The organism is Sneathia sp. DSM 16631 (assembly GCF_014892235.1).
In the GTDB taxonomy this organism is placed as follows: Bacteria; Fusobacteriota; Fusobacteriia; order Fusobacteriales; family Leptotrichiaceae; genus Sneathia; species Sneathia vaginalis.
In genome coordinates, this window is the sequence record NZ_JADBHL010000001.1 from 188,899 (window position 1) to 207,505 (window position 18,607).

At 27.2% G+C, this 18,607-nt stretch carries 22 protein-coding genes; all 22 read right to left on the minus strand.

The window, feature by feature from the left end; all coding sequences use genetic code 11:
* Window positions 1–1,590, minus strand: a complete 1,590-nt coding sequence (locus tag IMK15_RS00910; protein ID WP_192941552.1) for an ABC-F family ATP-binding cassette domain-containing protein — start codon at window positions 1,588–1,590, stop codon at window positions 1–3.
* Window positions 1,591–1,634: 44 nt separating this feature from the next.
* Window positions 1,635–1,859 (minus strand): hypothetical protein, encoded by a 225-nt coding sequence (locus tag IMK15_RS00915; protein ID WP_192941553.1) that lies wholly within the window; start codon window positions 1,857–1,859, stop codon window positions 1,635–1,637.
* Between the two features lie 9 nt (window positions 1,860–1,868).
* Window positions 1,869–2,531: a peptidylprolyl isomerase gene (locus IMK15_RS00920; protein ID WP_192941554.1), complete on the minus strand. Its 663-nt coding sequence runs from the start codon at window positions 2,529–2,531 to the stop codon at window positions 1,869–1,871.
* Between the two features lie 4 nt (window positions 2,532–2,535).
* Window positions 2,536–2,901: a hypothetical protein gene (locus tag IMK15_RS00925; RefSeq protein WP_046328643.1), complete on the minus strand. Its 366-nt coding sequence runs from the start codon at window positions 2,899–2,901 to the stop codon at window positions 2,536–2,538.
* Between the two features lie 29 nt (window positions 2,902–2,930).
* A complete protein-coding gene (locus IMK15_RS00930) occupies window positions 2,931–3,659 on the minus strand; it encodes an HAD family hydrolase (protein WP_046328642.1) in 729 nt (242 codons plus the stop codon).
* 91 nt (window positions 3,660–3,750) lie between these two features.
* On the minus strand, window positions 3,751–6,303 hold the full coding sequence (secA, locus tag IMK15_RS00935; protein ID WP_192941555.1) for a preprotein translocase subunit SecA: 2,553 nt from the start codon (window positions 6,301–6,303) through the stop codon (window positions 3,751–3,753).
* 43 nt (window positions 6,304–6,346) lie between these two features.
* Window positions 6,347–6,613, minus strand: coding sequence for a hypothetical protein (locus IMK15_RS00940; protein ID WP_192941556.1), 267 nt, complete (start codon window positions 6,611–6,613; stop codon window positions 6,347–6,349).
* Complete coding sequence (locus IMK15_RS00945; RefSeq protein WP_192941557.1) at window positions 6,610–7,314, minus strand: polyphenol oxidase family protein; 705 nt, start codon at window positions 7,312–7,314, stop codon at window positions 6,610–6,612. Before IMK15_RS00945 ends, IMK15_RS00940 begins: the two co-directional genes overlap by 4 nt.
* Complete coding sequence (locus IMK15_RS00950) at window positions 7,314–8,099, minus strand: polyprenyl synthetase family protein (RefSeq protein ID WP_192941558.1); 786 nt, start codon at window positions 8,097–8,099, stop codon at window positions 7,314–7,316. Before IMK15_RS00950 ends, IMK15_RS00945 begins: the two co-directional genes overlap by 1 nt.
* Window positions 8,099–8,323 carry an exodeoxyribonuclease VII small subunit gene (gene xseB, locus IMK15_RS00955; protein ID WP_192941559.1) on the minus strand — a complete coding sequence of 75 codons (225 nt, stop codon included), beginning with the start codon at window positions 8,321–8,323 and terminating at the stop codon, window positions 8,099–8,101. Before xseB ends, IMK15_RS00950 begins: the two co-directional genes overlap by 1 nt.
* Before the next feature lie 4 nt (window positions 8,324–8,327).
* Window positions 8,328–8,882, minus strand: a complete 555-nt coding sequence (gene rsmD, locus IMK15_RS00960) for a 16S rRNA (guanine(966)-N(2))-methyltransferase RsmD (RefSeq protein WP_046328636.1) — start codon at window positions 8,880–8,882, stop codon at window positions 8,328–8,330.
* Window positions 8,879–9,910, minus strand: a complete 1,032-nt coding sequence (queA, locus tag IMK15_RS00965) for a tRNA preQ1(34) S-adenosylmethionine ribosyltransferase-isomerase QueA (protein ID WP_192941560.1) — start codon at window positions 9,908–9,910, stop codon at window positions 8,879–8,881. Before queA ends, rsmD begins: the two co-directional genes overlap by 4 nt.
* Window positions 9,911–9,913: 3 nt before the next feature.
* Window positions 9,914–10,966, minus strand: coding sequence for a peptide chain release factor N(5)-glutamine methyltransferase (gene prmC / locus IMK15_RS00970; RefSeq protein ID WP_192941561.1), 1,053 nt, complete (start codon window positions 10,964–10,966; stop codon window positions 9,914–9,916).
* A complete protein-coding gene (gene prfA, locus IMK15_RS00975; RefSeq protein ID WP_192941562.1) occupies window positions 10,966–12,042 on the minus strand; it encodes a peptide chain release factor 1 in 1,077 nt (358 codons plus the stop codon). Before prfA ends, prmC begins: the two co-directional genes overlap by 1 nt.
* Window positions 12,043–12,057: 15 nt before the next feature.
* Window positions 12,058–12,942, minus strand: a complete 885-nt coding sequence (locus IMK15_RS00980; protein WP_192941563.1) for a hypothetical protein — start codon at window positions 12,940–12,942, stop codon at window positions 12,058–12,060.
* Window positions 12,917–13,510, minus strand: coding sequence for a DUF4125 family protein (locus IMK15_RS00985; RefSeq protein ID WP_192941564.1), 594 nt, complete (start codon window positions 13,508–13,510; stop codon window positions 12,917–12,919). Before IMK15_RS00985 ends, IMK15_RS00980 begins: the two co-directional genes overlap by 26 nt.
* Window positions 13,510–14,400 (minus strand): DUF4037 domain-containing protein, encoded by an 891-nt coding sequence (locus tag IMK15_RS00990; protein ID WP_192941565.1) that lies wholly within the window; start codon window positions 14,398–14,400, stop codon window positions 13,510–13,512. The genes IMK15_RS00985 and IMK15_RS00990 overlap by 1 nt, the downstream gene beginning before the upstream one ends.
* Complete coding sequence (locus IMK15_RS00995) at window positions 14,397–15,239, minus strand: tetratricopeptide repeat protein (RefSeq protein WP_192941566.1); 843 nt, start codon at window positions 15,237–15,239, stop codon at window positions 14,397–14,399. The genes IMK15_RS00990 and IMK15_RS00995 overlap by 4 nt, the downstream gene beginning before the upstream one ends.
* Window positions 15,240–15,241: 2 nt before the next feature.
* Window positions 15,242–16,168 carry a prolyl aminopeptidase gene (gene pip, locus IMK15_RS01000; protein ID WP_200893829.1) on the minus strand — a complete coding sequence of 309 codons (927 nt, stop codon included), beginning with the start codon at window positions 16,166–16,168 and terminating at the stop codon, window positions 15,242–15,244.
* Between the two features lie 126 nt (window positions 16,169–16,294).
* Window positions 16,295–16,504: a PBECR4 domain-containing protein gene (locus tag IMK15_RS01005; protein ID WP_046328627.1), complete on the minus strand. Its 210-nt coding sequence runs from the start codon at window positions 16,502–16,504 to the stop codon at window positions 16,295–16,297.
* A gap of 647 nt (window positions 16,505–17,151) precedes the next feature.
* On the minus strand, window positions 17,152–17,889 hold the full coding sequence (locus IMK15_RS01010; protein ID WP_046328626.1) for a PBECR4 domain-containing protein: 738 nt from the start codon (window positions 17,887–17,889) through the stop codon (window positions 17,152–17,154).
* 280 nt (window positions 17,890–18,169) lie between these two features.
* A partial coding sequence (locus tag IMK15_RS01015; protein WP_226869146.1) for a PBECR4 domain-containing protein occupies window positions 18,170–18,607 on the minus strand: 438 nt, incomplete at its 5' end.

Below are 18,607 nucleotides of genomic sequence, written 5' to 3' on the forward strand. Positions count from 1 at the left end.
TTAACTCTCCAATCCTATATACTCATCATATGTTGATAATGAAACTACTACTTTATCTTCCTTAATATCAATTATCTTATTAGCAACAGTTTGATTAAATTCATGGTCTTTTGTTGTGAATAAGATTGTTCCATTGAACTTAATTAATCCTTTATTTAATGATGTTATAGACTCTAAGTCTAGGTGATCTGTTGGATTATCTAGCAATAGTACATTTGCAGTAGATAACATCATACGTGCTAACATACATCTAACTTTTTCTCCACCTGATAAGACTTTAGCTTCTTTTTTAGCCTCTTCACCTGAAAAAAGCATTCTTCCTAGATAACCACGTATATACTCTTCATGTTCATCTGTCGAATATTGTCTCAACCAATCAATTAAATTCAATTCTACATTTTCAAAATATTGATTATTGTCTTTAGGGAAATATGATCTACTTGTTGTAATACCCCATTCATAAGTTCCAGAATCTGCTTCTAATTCTCCACTTAATATTTTAAATAAGGTTGTTATTGCTAAGTCATTATCAGATAAAAAGACTACCTTTTCACCTGTATTAATGTCAAAGCTAATATCATCTAATATTTTTTCTCCATTAATAGTTTTAGAAATATTCTTAACTTTTAACATATTATTGCCAGCTTCACGTTCTGGTTTAAAATCTATAAATGGATATTTTCTGTTTGAAACTTGTATATCTTCTAATTGTAATTTTTCTAATTCTTTTTTTCTACTAGTTGCTTGCTTTGATTTTGAAGCATTAGCTGAGAAACGAGATATAAAGTCCTGTAACTCTTTTCTTTTTTGTTCTATTCTCTTATTTTGATTTCTTAATAGTTCTTGTAAAAGTTGACTAGATTCATACCAGAAATTATAGTTTCCAACATATATCTTTACTTTACCATAGTCTATATCTGCTATATGTGTACAAACTTTATTTAAAAAGTGTCTATCGTGTGAAACTACTAATACTGTTGTATTTTCTAAATTAATTATGAAATCTTCTAACCAATTACATGCCTTTATATCCAACCCATTTGTCGGTTCATCTAAAAGGAGTATATCAGGTTCTCCGAATAAAGCTTGGGCTAACAATACTTTTACTTTATCTGCTTCTATTAATGATTCCATTTTTTTATTTAACAGACTTTCATCTATTCCTAAACCTATTAAAATCTTTTCTGCATTTGTTTCAGCATCCCAACCATCTAATTCTGCAAATTCACCTTCAAGTTCAGATGCTAATATCCCATCTTCTTCTGTAAATTCAAGCTTAGAATACAATTCGTTTCTCTTTGTTATTATATCATATAACTTTTTGTGACCCATTAAGACTACATTTAAAACTGTTTCATCTTCATATGCGAAGTGATCTTGTTTCAAAAATGATAATCTCTTATCAGCTGGTATTACAACTTCACCTGTAGTTGACTCAATTTCGCCACTTAATATCTTTAAAAATGTTGATTTTCCTGCACCATTTGCCCCTATAATCCCATAACAATTACCTGGTATAAACTTAACGTTTACTTCATCAAATAGCTTTCTTCCTCCATATTGCATAGAAAGATTGCTAGTCTGTATCATATGTCCTCCTTTTTGAAAGTAAAAAGGCCACTGTGGCCTCTCTACTATTTGAATGCTTCGTTTACTTCTTCACTGTATTTTGATTCTACTGCTCTTTCTTTCTTTTTATCTTTCTTTTCAAATTTCTTTGAAAAATCTTTAATTTCATCCTTATGTTGCACTGCAACTACTGTCGCTGCACCTGCAGCCGCTCCTACACCTAATAATGCTACTGTTGCACATGATGTGCATGTTAGTATTAATAGACTAATCATTAAAATTTTTTTCATAATTGTCACCTATCTCCCTATATATTTTATATCCCAAATTGCTGTTTGTTCTTTAAAGTTATTCAAGAAATCATTAACATTTCTACCTGTTATTTGTACATCTTGTATAACGTCTCCTTCTCTTATACTCTTTGCAACTTTAATATCATTTTTAGTTTTTAATCTACCAAATACAGTGTATTTACCATCAAATTCTTCTTTTCTTTTTAGAGTAATAAAGAATTGTGAGCTTGCTGGACCATTACCTCTTGATTTTGCCATAGCAATTACACCTTCAATATCAAAGTTTAAATCATTAGTTATTTCATCTTTAATAAAATATCCTGCTGTACCTGTAGTATCTCCTTTACTATCTCCAGATTGTATAAGGTCATTTAATACTACATTATGAAATTTCATATCATCATAGAAGTTTCTCTTAGATAAATATACAAAGTTTGCAACTGTTTCTGGTGCATATTCAGGGCTTAAAAATAGGTTAATATCCCCCTTGTTTGTAACTATTGTTGCTTCTAATTTATATGACTTCATTTTAGATTCAAACTTTTGTTCTTCAGTTGCATTAAATAATCTTTCACCCAAGAATGATTCTGTTACAGCTGCAAATTTTTCACTTGTACATGATGTTGTGAATAATCCTAAGGCAATAAATGCTAGCATTATTTTTTTCATAATCTTACATTCCTCCTCTTTTAAATGCTTGAATTTCATCTTCAATATTTGTATTTTCGTCCATATTTACTATAAAAACTGGAAAATTAAAATCTTTTACTTTTGTTCTTAACTTACTTTTTAGTAAACTTTTTCCATCTGTTGCTATATTGTCATATATAACGACTAATAATACAGATTTTGTATCTGACTGAACTGCTTCTACAATCTTTATTAATCGTTTAGGATTCATATTCAAATATTCCTTAAATTTCTTTTCAAAAGCTTCATTACTTATACAAATTTGATATAAATCATATACAAAATCTGGTACTTTTAATGCAAATAACGGCACAATTGGTTTATGATTTTCAAGTTTCATTACTTTCATTATTAGTATACCTCATTTCTAAATTTTTTTTATCTATTGTACTCAATAGTTTTAGGATTTAATTTGTAAATTACATCCTTTCTTTCTATTATTAATGTTACTTTATTACTTAAATCTTCATCTTCACATATTGTATCCAATAATCTTTTAGCAGGATTAATTGCATATGGGTGCCCTACTAATCTTAACATTGATACATCTCCTGTTGTATCACCATATGAATAGCAATCATTTAAATTTAAGCCATATTTTGTAACATATTCGTTTATAGCCTTATTTTTGCTATAACTATCCCACATAGGGATTTGTTCACCTGTATATGAACCATTGTTTATGACATAAATAGTTGCTTTATAATCATCAAAGCCTAATTTTTTTGCCATTTTTTCCACAAGGAAATCTGGACTTCCTGATATAAGTATAAGTTTATGACCTTTTTGTCTGTGAACTTCTATACATTCTTTTGCATATCTATAAAGTTTATCAGACTTTTTCTCAATTACTTCTTCTGCAATTTTATTAACCACTTCTTCACTTATATTCTTTATACCCTCAACATATTTATTAACTAAATCTTCTAAATATGTATCATAATCACCCTCACGATTAGACCAATTTTCAAAATTCTTTTCTACCGATGAAGTCCAAGCATCTTTACTAAGATACCCATTTTTTATTAATAATTTAAAGTGTTCTATTAATAATGAATTTCTAAATATAGTACCATCAACATCAAAAAATGCTGCTATATTTTTCATAATGCACCTCCTTATTTTAATAATTTTAACATAGTAGCAGAAAAATATCAATCATATAAAAAAACAGGAGAATAAATCTCCTATTTTAAATCTAATTTCTCATTGCTTTTTTTTCTCTTCTTGAAACAAACTCTTGTTCTTCTTCGGGTTGTGTTTCTTCCTTAGGTTCTTGTGGCTTTATACGTAACAAGAATGATGTTGTATCTCTTTTAATTGATTGTATCATTTCATTGTATACGTCAGCACTTACAATCTTATACTCATTTACTGGATTTTTTTGACCATATGATTGAAGATTAATACCTTCTCTTAATTCAGCAAGATTTTTTAAGTTGTCTCTCCATTTACTATCTAACACTTCAAGCATTATATATTTTTCGATTCTCTTAAAGTATTCATCACCAAATAATGCTATTTTACTATTATATACTTTTTCTAAATCATTATATATTGAAACCAATAATTCATCTGCATTCTTACCATTAACATCAAAGCTTGGATCGTAAGCATATATATTATGTAGTTTATCAACTAATTCTTCAGTATCTCCTTGTGAATCTTCAATTATATCACCTATGTTGTCATATAGCATATCTAGAATTAAGTCTCTTAGATTTTCGTTGTTTAATATCTTATCTCTTTGAGAATAAATAATTTCTCTTTGCTTATTATTTACATCATCAAATTCAATTAAGCTCTTTCTTGTTGCAAAGTTTCTACTTTCTACACGTTTTTGAGCATTTTCAACTGATTTTGATACTTGTTTTGATCTGATTTCTTCATCCTCATCTAATTTTAACATAGACATGATTTTCTTTAATTTATCTCCACCAAATAGTCTCATTAAATCATCATCTAATGATAGATAAAATTCTGATGCACCAGGGTCTCCTTGACGTCCAGCACGTCCTCTTAATTGGTTATCTATTCTTCTACTTTCATGTCTTTCTGTTCCAAGTATAAATAGCCCACCTGCTTCTAGTACCTTCTTTTTATTTTCTTCACATTCTTTTTCGTACATTGCTAGAGCTTCTATATACTCAGGTGTTCCTCTTTCAAACACCTTAGCTGCTAATGAGTCTGGATCTCCACCTAATTTAATGTCTGTTCCACGTCCTGCCATATTTGTTGCAATAGTTACTGACTTGTATCTTCCAGCTTGTGAAACTATTTCTGCTTCTCTTTCATGATACTTAGCATTTAATACTTCATGTGGTATCTTTGCCTTATCTAGTAATCTTGATAATTCTTCAGAGTGTGCTATTGTAGCTGTACCTACTAAAACTGGTTGTCCTTTTTCAAATAGTTCTATTATCTTATTAACAACAGCTTTATACTTTGCTTTTTTTGTTTGATATATTACATCTGGTAAGTCTTTTCTTATAACAGGCTTATTTGTTGGAACAACAACAACTTTTAAATCATATATTTGTCTAAATTCTTCTTCTTCTGTCTTAGCTGTACCTGTCATTCCTGATAATTTATCATACATTCTAAAGTAGTTTTGTAATGTAACGGTTGCTAATGTTTGGTTTTCCCCTGCAACTTTTAAGTGTTCTTTTGCTTCAATTGCTTGGTGTAATCCATCTGAATATCTACGACCTTCCATTAGTCTTCCTGTATGTTCATCAACTATTATTACTTCACCTTTTTGGTTTACGATATAGTCTTTATCTCTTTTGAATAGTTCTTTTGCTTTTAATGCTTGAGATAAGAAATGTGTTAATTCTACATATTCAGGTGAATAAAGATTTTCTATACCTAATATGTGTTCAACATTTTTTATACCCTTATCTGTAATAGTAACTGTTCTTTGTTTTTCATCAACTTCATAGTCTTCCCAGTCTTCATCTGGTATTACAGTATTTTTCTTATCTTTAATCTTTTCTGTTTTATAGCTTCTTTTTAATTTAGTTGAAACTGTTGCGAATGTATCATACCATTCTGTTGTTTCTTCAGCAGCACCAGATATTATTAACGGTGTTCTTGCTTCATCAATTAAGATAGAGTCTACTTCATCGACTATGGCATAATTAAATTCTCTTTGAACTTTTTCGTTCATTTCATGAACCATGTTGTCTCTTAAATAGTCAAACCCAAATTCATTATTTGTTCCATATGTTATATCACAATCATATGCTATTTTTCTATCTTTATTATCCATATTAGCAATTATTACACCAGAACTTAATCCTAAGAATGAATAAATAGTTCCCATTGTATCTCTATCTCTTTTTGCAAGATAGTCATTAACTGTTACAACATGAACACCTCTACCTGTTAAAGCATTTAAGTATACTGGAAAAGCTGACATTAAAGTTTTACCTTCACCAGTTTTCATTTCAGCTATCTTTCCTTCATGTAGTATCATACCACCTATTAATTGAACATCATATGCTCTCATTCCTAAAACTCTTTTAGCTGTTTCTCTTACTGTTGCAAATGCATCAACTAATATGTCATCTAGTGTTTCACCATTTTCTAATCTTTTCTTAAATTCATCTGTTTTTGCTTTTAATTCTTCATTTGATAACTTTATATATGTATCTTCTACAGCATTTATTTTTGCTACTTTTTTTCTCATTTGTTTAATAATTTTTTCGTCGGTTAAACCGAACATCTTATTAAATACTCCCTCTAACATCTCATCTCTCCTTTTATATATTGTTTAAAGTAAAGAAAAAATATTATTCAAGATTTCTCAAATCATTTTTAAAATTATAGTTTAAAGTATCTATGTAATTGTAAATAGTAAATACTATTTCCCTTATCTTACATAAGAATTTTTTATAAAACTTATCTAACTTTACCTTAATTTTATTTACAACTTTTTTTTGTTTAATATAGTAAATCTTTTGTATGGTAGTATAAATATCATTATATGTTAATTGCTTATTATTAACACTTCCTATTATTAACAAAGTAAAGAAAAATGCAAATACCTTATTCGTCATTTACTACCTTTCTTTGAAATTATGGCTGCCATTCTTTTGGCTGTTTTATCTCTTCTATATGAAAAGAAATTACCATCATATGTACAATAGTTATTTGTAAATATGTGCTTAGCATCTATACCACAATTTAATGCAATTTGTTTATTCATCTCCATATTATCTAAATAAATTTTAAATCCTCTATATATTATCATATTATTAAAATCAAGTAAAGATTTTAATATTTCTACAGTATCATTTTGTATTTCATAATTTTCTTTTGATATTCCTATACCAAAACAAACTAATATATCTTTTTTATCACATAAATATTTTTCTGTCATTAATTTAACACCACATTCTAATATCTTATGTGCACTGCCTCTCCAACCTCCATGTAAGACTCCAAATACTTCTTTTTTAGGATCTAACAAGAATATTGGTAAACAATCTGCATAAAAAGTTACTAAGGTATATGAACTATCATTAGAAATATATCCATCTATATTAGAAGTATCATACTTTTCATGTTTATCGTTTTTATCTATACATAAAATATTTGTACTATGTGTTTGTGTACCATATATATTCTTTTTATTTATACCTACTTTATCTAGAATTTTTTTTAAATTTTCAGGATCTTTCATATCGTTTGCTTCTTTTGTTGTCTGTATCGCAACATATCCATATTTAAAAAATTCATTAAATGTAATATATTCCATTATTTTTGCCTTCCTAATATTTTTAATATGAACTCTTCTAATTCTGTCCCTTTAGGTAATATACTTTTTAATTCATCTATATATTTATTCAAAATCTCTATAGTTTTTTCATATCCTAAAATATTTACAAAATTTGACTTATCTTCTTTATTATCACTGTCAAACACATCATCTTGTAACTGATATATTAGACCTAATAAATCAGCAATATGTAAGTATTTTTCATCTTGAATACCATAATTTATTAACACACAATTAAAACAAGCTCTAATTAAAGCACCTGTCTTATTATTATGTATTAGTTTAAGTGTATTTATATCTATTTTTTTGTTTTCGTATAGCATATCAAGATATTGTCCATATATCATACCTTTCATTCCTATACATTCTGTTAAACAGATTATTATACCATCCTTATTTTCTAATTTTTTAGATCTTGCAATTACGCTAAATGCTTCTGTTAAAAGTGCATCTCCTGTTAAAATACCTACAAAATGTCCAAATTTTTTATGTGTTGTAAGTTTACCCCTTCTATATGAATCATTATCCATACCAGGTAAATCATCATGAACTAAAGAATAGTTATGTATGTATTCTATAGCAATAGCTAAATCAACTATATCCCTATAGTCTTTACCTAAAGATTTTGCAACAAGTAAGACTAGAATAGGTCTAATTCTCTTACCACCTGATTCTAAAGAATATTTAAATGCTTGAAATAAATCATCATCTTTTTGATAGTATAGTAAACTTTTTTCTAATTCTTTTTCAAAATATTCTAACATTATTTATCCTCAAAATCTTCTAATTCATACTCATTATTTTTATCAATAATTTTTTTAACTTTACCACTAGCATCATCTAATATCTTATTAGCATCACTAATTATTTTTTTACTTTCTTCATAGATTTTAATTGCTTCATCTAAACCTATTTCTGCATCTTCTAATTTTTTTAAATTTTCTTCTAGTTTTTTTAATTTTTCTTCAAATGTTACTTTTTTTGCCATATTATCACTTTCTTTTTTTATAGAATGTCACTATTTTTCTATTGTATTCTCTCTCGTCTGACTTTACATACTCACCTATAGTATCTTCCATTTTTTCATACTTACCATGTTCACATATTATTACTCCATCATCTGAAAGAATATTGCATAAAGATATTTTTTCTACAGTCTTTTTAGTTAAATTTTCTCTATATGGTGGATCCATAAATATGATATCAAATTTTTCCTTCTTATTCTCTAGTATTTCTATTGCTCTTAACACATTATTCTTATATGCTCTACATTGGTCTTCAAGTCCTAATCTTTGTACATTATCAATAATTACTTTTAATGCATCTGTATCTTTTTCTATCATTATTGCCCGTCTAGCTCCTCTTGATAATGCTTCAAAGCTCATATTTCCTGTACCTGAATATAGGTCTAAAAAGTTTGCATTTTCAATTTTATCAAATAAGATGCTAAATATTGACTCTTTAACACGTTCTAATGTAGGTCTTGTATCCCTACCTTCTCTTGAAAGTATAATACGATTTTTTAATTTACCTGATGTTATTCTCATACATTATCTCCTATATACATTGCATCTCCTAAACTGAAAAATCTATATTTTTCTTTTACAGCTATATCATATGCATTGAATAAATTTTCTTTACCTGTAAAAGCTGAAATTAACATGACTAATGTTGATTTTGGCAAGTGGAAATTTGTTACTATTGCATCTACTATTTTAAAGTTATAGTCTCCGTATATGAAGATACCTGTTGAGCTTTTTTGTGCTATTAATTCTCCTTTTTCATTTAAAGATGATTCTAAAGTTCTAATAGATGTTGTTCCAATTGCAACTACTCTTCTACCTTCTTTTTTAGCTAAATTTACTTGTTCAGCTGTTTCTTTTGGTACTTCGTATTCTTCAGTATGCATAACATGATCTTCAATATTTTTACATTGTACAGGTCTAAATGTACCAAGACCTACTGTTAAATATATTTCAGCTATTATTACACCCTTTTCCCTTATTTTTTCTAATAATTCTTTTGTAAAATGTAGTCCTGCTGTTGGTGCAGCAACAGATTCACCTTCTTTTGCATAGACAGTTTGATATCTATTTTTATCTTCTAATTTTTCCTTAATATATGGTGGTAGTGGTAATTCTCCTAATTCATCTAATATGGCTTCAAATACACCTTCATAATGAAATTCTACTACCCTATTACCATCATCTTTAATTTCCAATAATGTTAGTGATAACTTATCCTTTAAAAAAGTTAATGTATCTCCAACTTTTAATCTTTTAGCAGGTTTTAACAGTACTTCCCACTTATTTAGACCCAGTCTTTTAAGTAATAGGCACTCTATTACTACACCATTTTCTTTATGACCGATAAGTCTAGCTGGTATAACTTTGGTACGGTTAATAACCATTACATCTCCTTTTTTTAAGTAATCTATTAAATTATAGAAATGTTTGTGTTCTATTTTACCAGTTTTTCTATTTAATGCTAACAATCTTGAGTGATCTCTTGGTTCAACTCCATGTTGTGCGATTAATTCCTTCGGTAAATAAAAATCAAAACTTTCAATATCCATTTTCTAACCCCTTCTATATCTACATATTATCACTCTATCATGATTATCTAAATCTTTGTATGTATTAATATCACAATATGAAAATTCTTCTAAAATCTTACATACCGCTTCTTTTTGCTTATATCCAATCTCAAAAGCAAGTATACCGTTATTTTTTAAATATTCTCTTGCTTCATTTGCTATTTTATAATAAAAATACAAGCCATCAGATTTAGCAAATAGTGCTTCATGTGGTTCATGTATATATGTATCTAGCCCTATATTCTCAATTTCTTCATTTGAAATATATGGTGGATTTGAAACAATAACATCAAATTCATGAAAACTTACATTTGAAAATATATCTGATTTTAGTATTTTTACATTCTTAGCACTTAAATCTTCCTTATTTTTTCTTGCAACATCTATAGCTTTTTCTGATATATCTACTGCCAGAACTTTACTATCAGGTAATTCAAGAGCTAAAGTTATACCTATTGCTCCAGAACCTGTACCTATATCTAGGATTATAGAGTTTTTATCTGCTATTTTTATTACTTTTTCTACCAAATTTTCAGTATCATACCTAGGTATTAATACACCCCTATCTACATAAAAATCTCTTCCATAAAAATTTTGTTGATTTATTATATACTGATAGGGTAACTTATAAATTGCTATCTTTTTTAGCATTTTTCTGATTTTTTCTTTTTGATCATCATCTATTTTTTTATCATAACTCATAAAAAGCATTAGTCTATCAATTTTCATTACATTTGAGAAAATTAACTCTGCTATCAATGCTGCCTCATTAATATTATGTTTTTTTAAGTAAACAATAGAGCTATCAAGCAATTGTTTTATTTCATTTTCTTCTTTTACATCTTCTTGCATGCATCTTTTTATTATTTCTTTTTGCTCTTTTGATAATTTTTCATCATATTTTGCATAAAGCATAATTCTATCTAAATTAAGTGCCTTTGCAAAAAGTTTTTCAGCTTCTAATCTGGGATTTTTTATTCCTTTTTTTGTATAATATGTCTCAGTTTTTTTTAGAAGCTCTAACAATGTTTCCATTATTCATCTCCAACTGTTTGTAGTAGTTCTGCTTGGTTATATGCAATTAATGCATCTATCATTTCATCTAAATCTCCATCTAAAAAGTCTTCTAATCTATGTAATGTTAGTTTAATTCTATGATCAGTTACTCTTCCTTGTGGGAAGTTATATGTTCTAATTTTTTCTGATCTATCTCCCATACCAACTTGTGATCTTCTTTGACTTTCTATTTCTTTTCTTTGTGTTTCTCTTTCAAGATTAAATAATTTTGATGCTAATACTTTCATAGCAGCTTCTTTATTCTTTATTTGAGATCTACCATCTTGTGATGTTACTACTATACCTGTAGGTTTATGAGTAATACGAACTGCAGAATCTGTTGTATTAACGTGTTGTCCACCTGCACCAGATGATCTGTATGTATCGATTATTAAATCACTTGGGTTAATTTCTACTTCTGTAATATCTTCAACTTCTGGCAATACTGCTACAGTTATTGTAGATGTATGTATTCTACCTGAAGATTCTGTATCTGGAACTCTTTGTACTCTGTGAACACCACTTTCAAATTTAAGTCTTGAATAAGCACCTTGTCCTTTAATCATAAAGGTAATTTCTTTTAATCCTCCAACACCAGTTTCATTTTTATCTAAAACTTCTGTCTTCCATCTATGACGTTCTGCATAACGTGTAAACATTCTAAAGATATCTGAGGAAAATAATGCTGCTTCATCTCCACCAGCTGCTGCTCTAATTTCTACTATTACATTTTTTTCATCATTAGGATCTTTAGGCAATAGAAGAATTTTTAGTGAATCTTCTATTTGAGGTATTTCATTTTCAAGAGAATTAATTTCTTCTTGCATTATTTCTTTCATTTCATGATCTTTTTCATCTTTAATATCTTGTTTTAAATTTTCTAATTCTTCACTCTTTGCCTTATACTCTTTATACTTTTCAACAATATCGCTTATTGCGTTTAATGCCTTATTGTATTCCATTAACTTTTTAGGATCTTCTATAACCTTAGGATCCATTAATAGGGCATTTAGTTCATCGTATTTTTTTACTACTTCTTCTAATTTTTGAAACATATCTATCCTTTCTATTTACGGTAATATCTTACAATCTACCAATTTTCCGTCTTCAAATTTAAGTTCGGCTATTATTTCTTCGTTTTTATACTCTAAACCATTTTCATATGATATTGTAGTGTGCTTTATATATTCAATACCATTTTTATCACTTACTAAGTCTCCAAATTCTTGTTCTTCACCATTTTTTATCTTTGATATTATAGGTACAAAAACACCGTCAATAAAGTCTCCATATTCTACTACAGATTGTTTTTCTTTAGGGTAGTACTCAATTATCGGATTTAATTCAGAAGTTAATTTTCTATCTGTTCCCTTTATATATGCATAACCTTCACTGTCTAATTGTATATATGGTAAAACTTTAAGTATAACCTCTGAGGGTTCATCATCATCTTTTTTTGGACCATTATTATCTTTTACATTATCATCAAATATTTTATGAAATTCCGTAGTTGTTTCATCATCTAATTTTTTTGCATTTTCAATTTTTCTTATACATTTAAAATCTTTAATATCATTTTCAAAATATGTAGTTGTTAATTTAAAATATTCTTTAGGATCTGGAAGTGCAAACTTACCATCTTCTTCTAAGACTGGGTGCAATAGGTATACAGTTTTTCCTCTTAGAAGTTTTGCATCCTTATAGTTATACATAACTTTTAATAAGTAAGTCCCTAGTACATAAACACTACCATCTTTTTCTACTAAATTTAATTCTTTTAGCTTTATATCTTTAAACTTAACACCATGTAATTTTAAGTATAGCTTATCTGCATTTTCATTTACTGATGAACTAGCATACATATCATTTACATCCTCTACATTTTTGTATGGACCTATATTTGCAAGTGCATTAAAAGATAAAAATATACTAATTATTAATATTTTCCAATTCATCTAAACTTTTAAATCCTTTCTTACATATTATTTTAGAATAAATTTCTTCAACTAAATTATATTTTAATGAGCTTATGTAATTGTAGTAAAGGGTATTAGTCTTTACTGAATAAGTACTATGTTCTCCTCTTAGGTACGTTCTAATTGAAGCTAGTTTTCCTTCATCATTAGTATCAATTGCTCTTGCAACACGTGAGATTTTAGGATATTTCTCACTAAACTCTATTTCCCATTTCATAATGATTGCTTCTATTTTATCGATTATTTCTTCATTTTCAATGTTTTTTTTAGGTAAATATTCTTTTATCTTTTCATATTCATCTTTATGCGTATATTGCATCATATATGCATATTTTTCAAATAAAGGATTTCTTTTATTACGCTTGTATTCTTCCAAGTCATCTAGATAACTTTTTAATATATCTTCATTTAAGCTTTCCCATTGGCTTTTTCTTGTTAAAAAAAACTCTTCACGGTTATCTTGACAACTTGCTCTACCTCCAGTATTTTTAAGATTTGTAAAATATGACCATTCAATTTCTACTATTTTATCTACTAATTCTTCCATTATTTATCACTCCAAAAACCTAAATCTCTAATTTCATCATTATCTATTCTTGATTGAATAATAGGTCCATAATATCCTAAATAATCACTTACACGTATTATGATTTCTTCTTCTTCTAATTTATCTATTATATCACTACATATACTTTCAATAATACTTATCTTTTCATCATTAGTCGTATTTACATCTACTAATTTTGTATAGAAATCATATGCCTTCTTGTCTATAGTTCCAAGCATTTTATGATACCACTTATAGTAAGGGCAATATTTCTTATGGATTAAGAAGTATAGCTCTATTGTCTCTTCAATAAATTTAGATAATGCTTGATTACATGCAACCATTTCCTTTCTCTTTAGACAACGGTTATAGTTATATAACCCCTCACGTGAGGCATTCATACATCTTGTAGCTATTCTATTGTATCTAATATCTCTAGGATAAAATTTAACCTTTTCTCTAACACTTGATATTATACCTAATTCATCAATAAATATCTTACCATTTGTAAAAGATGATAATAGATATTCTGGTATATTTAAATAATCTGTATCTTTTTTAGGACCTCTTATACTTCCAAGAAAACTGTATATGTAATCATCAACATTTAATATACCTCTTCTGTCATTAGACCAAACAGTCTTAGTCTTTTCGTACTTTTCATTATATATGAGTTTTTTTAATTCATCCCCATATTTTTCATAATCTTCACTACTTAACCATATACATGGTTGATCTGAATAATCATGGTCATGTGAATACTCATCATCAAATCCATAACATTCTGACCCGTAGCCTATAAGGCCTGCAGATATTTTTATATCATATTTTCTAAGTTTTGGCAAAATATTATTAAAAAAATTATTTTCTGCTAAATCTATTCCCTTCATTTCTTCTTTCTCATTTCTATTGTTTCTTCAACCATATCAACATTTTGTTTTACTTTTTCATAATTTACGCTGCCTCTTCCAAATGATGCTTCACATATGAATAAAACTTTTTTAAATAATTCCAATGCTTTTTCTAATTTACCTTGGTTATAGAAAGCAACTGCTAGATTATTAATAGCTGCTGAGTACATTGCATGTCCCTTACCTACTTCTTTTTCATATATGCTAAGGCATGTCTTAATACATTCATCAGACTTTTCATCTTCACCTAAACCTCTATATGCTATTGCCATATTATTATACGTAGTTGCTAATGCAATTTTGTATTCTGGTAATTTTTTTAATATTTCAAGACTTATTAAATGTAATTTAATAGCCTTATCCATTTGATTTGTATCTTGATAGTATAGTCCTAAATTATTACAAACACTTGCATATTCATATCTATCCTTTATGCCATACTTATCATATATTGCTAAAACTTCCTTATACAATACTTCTAACTTATCAATATCTCCCTTAAATCTTAATACTTCAGCTAAATTTAAAGTTGTAGTTGCATAAGCAATAGATTCTTTACCAAACTTGTTTTCTATTATACCTCTTGCTTGTGTTAATGCGTGTATTCCTGTATCATACTCTCCTATATACTTAGATGTACCACCTAATTCATTTAACATCTTTATTGTGCTATTTGAATCTTGCCCATACACATCTATTGTATATTCTAGCATCTTTTTTAATAACGCAACTTCTTCTACTGTCTTACTTTCACGTATTAAAACTTCTCTTTCTTTTTCCATTTCATGTATTTTATCTATCTTTTCTCTAATAGTCATAATCAACACCACCCATCTGTAAATTCAATAAGTTGTTTTGCAATATTAGGTTCAAATGATGAATGTCCTGCAGCATCTACAAATATTAATTTACAATTATTCATTTTTTTAGCTAATTGATAAGCCCCACTAGGTCTACAATCAATATCATATCTACCATGGCAAATTAATGTCTTAATATCTTTTATCTTATCTACATTGTTTAGTATGTAGTTTTCAGGAATAAATGAATTGTTATAGAAATAATGGCATTCTAGTCTTGCAACTGCTATATCATAATCTGTTACTTCACTAGGAAGTTCCATAGGATATAGTCTGATGCAACTGCTTTCCCAATCGTTCCAATATTTTGCATATTTAGAAACAACTTCTTTATCACTAGAACCTAAATATTTCATATAGCTTCCTACTATATCTTTTCTTTCTTCTTCACTTAATACTGATATATATTTTTCAAATTCATAAGGGAAGTATTGACCTGCTCCTCCACAGTATAGCCAATCAACATCTTCTCTACGTGCTAAAAATATACCTCGTAGTATCATTCCAGAAACCCTATCACTATGATTAATTGCATAAACTAAACTTAGTGTAGTTCCCCAACTTCCACCAAAAAGTATCCATTTTTCTATTCCTAAATGTTTTCTTAATTTTTCCATATCTTCAACTAAGTCAAATGTTGTATTCTCTTTTAATTCAACAAAAGGCTTAGATCTACCTGATCCTCTTTGATCAAATATTATTATTCTATATTTATCTTTATTGAAAAATTGTCTTGCAATTTCACCACTGCCACATCCTGGACCACCGTGTACAAATACTATAGGTAATCCTTCCTTATTACCACATTCTTCAAAGTATATTTCATGTATATCTGAAACTTTTAAATATCCTTTGTTATATGGTTCTATTTTTTCATATAAATTCATTTTAATCACCATGTTTATTCTAACATATTTTTTAACTTTAATGAATTAAAAAATAACTAGAGATAAGAATTTATCACTAGTTATTTATATCTTTTGTAGTTCTATTCTTTTGTTTTAAATATTGGTCTATTTGATTTTAACTCTTTTTCTGTTATTATCTCTATAATATTCAGCATTATCGGGTAAATTATCATAATTTTTATATCGTGATTTTGTAAAATGTGGCAATGCAGTATTAGTTATTTTTATTTCTAAGTTTTTATTTTCTGTTTGTATTACAATTTCTTTATTATTAAATTGTTTGTACCAATTATATATTTCTTTTATTTTATTCATTGTTTGTTTTCCTTTCTAAAAAATTTAAAGCAAAAAAAGACCAAACTATTTTTATAATTTAGTCTTTTAATTTACTTTTAACTTTTAACATCGCTATGATAAGACCCAGATTAAGTATAACTGTGTGTGTATGTCCGTCTAGTATATTTCCAACCCGTACTCTCGGTAAGAGAACACACATCTCTGAAACCTTATTTATTTCTATATTTATTATATCATTTTGTCTAATAAATTCAAGACTAAATTTAATTATTCAATTCTATTAGTTATTTTTATTTCTAAGTTTTTATTTTCTGTTTGTATTACAATTTCTTTATTAGTAAATTGTTTGTACCAATTATATATTTCTTTTATTTTATTCATAGTTTTTTCCTTTCTAAAAAATTTAAAACAAAAAAAGACCAAACTATTTTTATAATTTAGTCTTTATTAACTTTTAGCATTTCATTTTTTCAAATACTTGCCATAGTATGCCCAGATTAAGTTTAACTGTGTGTGTATGACGGTTCAGAGTATTTCCAACCTGCTCTGACAGTAAGAGAACACACATCTCTGAAACCTTATTTATTTCTGTATTTATTATATCATTTTGTATAATAAATTCAAGACTAACTTTAATTATTCAATTCTAATTGTGCTTTTAATTATTATCTTTCCCAATCGTCATCATAACTTCTATTTTTCCAATTGCTCCACATATCAATTGTTTGCTTTTCTTTTTTTATTTCTTCAATACTCTTATTTAACGCTTCGTGATAATCATAGTTTTTATCTATCTTTGCAACTTCTTCTAGTTTTTCTTGCTTTTCAATGTCAAATGAAAAATATTTTAGTTCATCATTTACATATTCGTAAATATTTTTAACGTGTTCAACTATTTGAGTATCTTTATATCTTTTATTAGTTTTTTCTTGTATAAATGTTTCAAGATATTTTTTATCAATTACATCAAATTCAACAGGTATATCTGAATAACCAGCATCTATTAAACCTAAATGTAATATTTTATTTTCTTTTGTTTGTATGAAAAAATGTTGTGATTTTAAGGTAGAATCATATGTATTTTCTACCAATATTGCATTTTCCAAATTTTTCATAAATTCTTCAAAATTATTTATTCTATTTTTTACACTTTCTAACATTTTGAAATTATTTTTTAATATTTTTTTATAAAATACATTGTCATCATCAATATTTTTAATTAATTTAATTAAATCTGTTCCAATCAATTTAGTGGCTTTTTCTTCAATATATTGTAAGCCTAATAAATGTGGCAATGCAGTATTAGTTATTTTTATTCCTAAGTTTTTATTTTCTGTTTGTATTACAATTTCTTTATTATTAAATTGCTTGTACCAATTATATATTTCTTTTATTTTATTCATAATTTATTTTCCTTTCTAAAAAAATTAAAACAAAAAAAGACCAAACTATTTTTATAATTTAGTCTTTTAATTTACTTTTAGCTATTCAACTACCGCTATGGTCAAACCCAGATAAAGTATAACTGTGTGTGTATGTCCGTTCAGAGTATTTCCAACCTGCTCTGACAGTAAGAGAACACACATCTCTGAAACCTTATTTATTTCTGTATTTATTATATCATTTTGTATAATAAATTCAAGACTAAATTTAATTATTCAATTCCAATTGTGCTTTTAATTATTATCTTTCCCAATCGTCATCATAACTTCTATTTTTCCATTTGCTCCACATATCAATTGTTTGCTTTTCTTTTTTTATTTCTTCAATACTCTTATTTAACGCTTCGTGATAATCATAGTTTTTATCTATCTTTGCAACTTCGTCTAGTTTTTCTTGCTTTCCAGTGTCAAATGAAAAATATTTTAGTTCATCATTTACATATTCGTAAATATTTTTAACGTGTTCAACTATTTGAGTATCTTTATATCTTTTATTAGTTTTTTCTTGTATAAATGTTTCAAGATATTTTTTATCAATTACATCAAATTCAACAGGTATATCTGAATAACCAGCATCTATTAAACCTAAATGTAATATTTTATTTTCTTTTGTTTGTATGAAAAAATGTTGTGATTTTAAGGTAGAATCATATGTATTTTCTACCAATATTGCATTTTC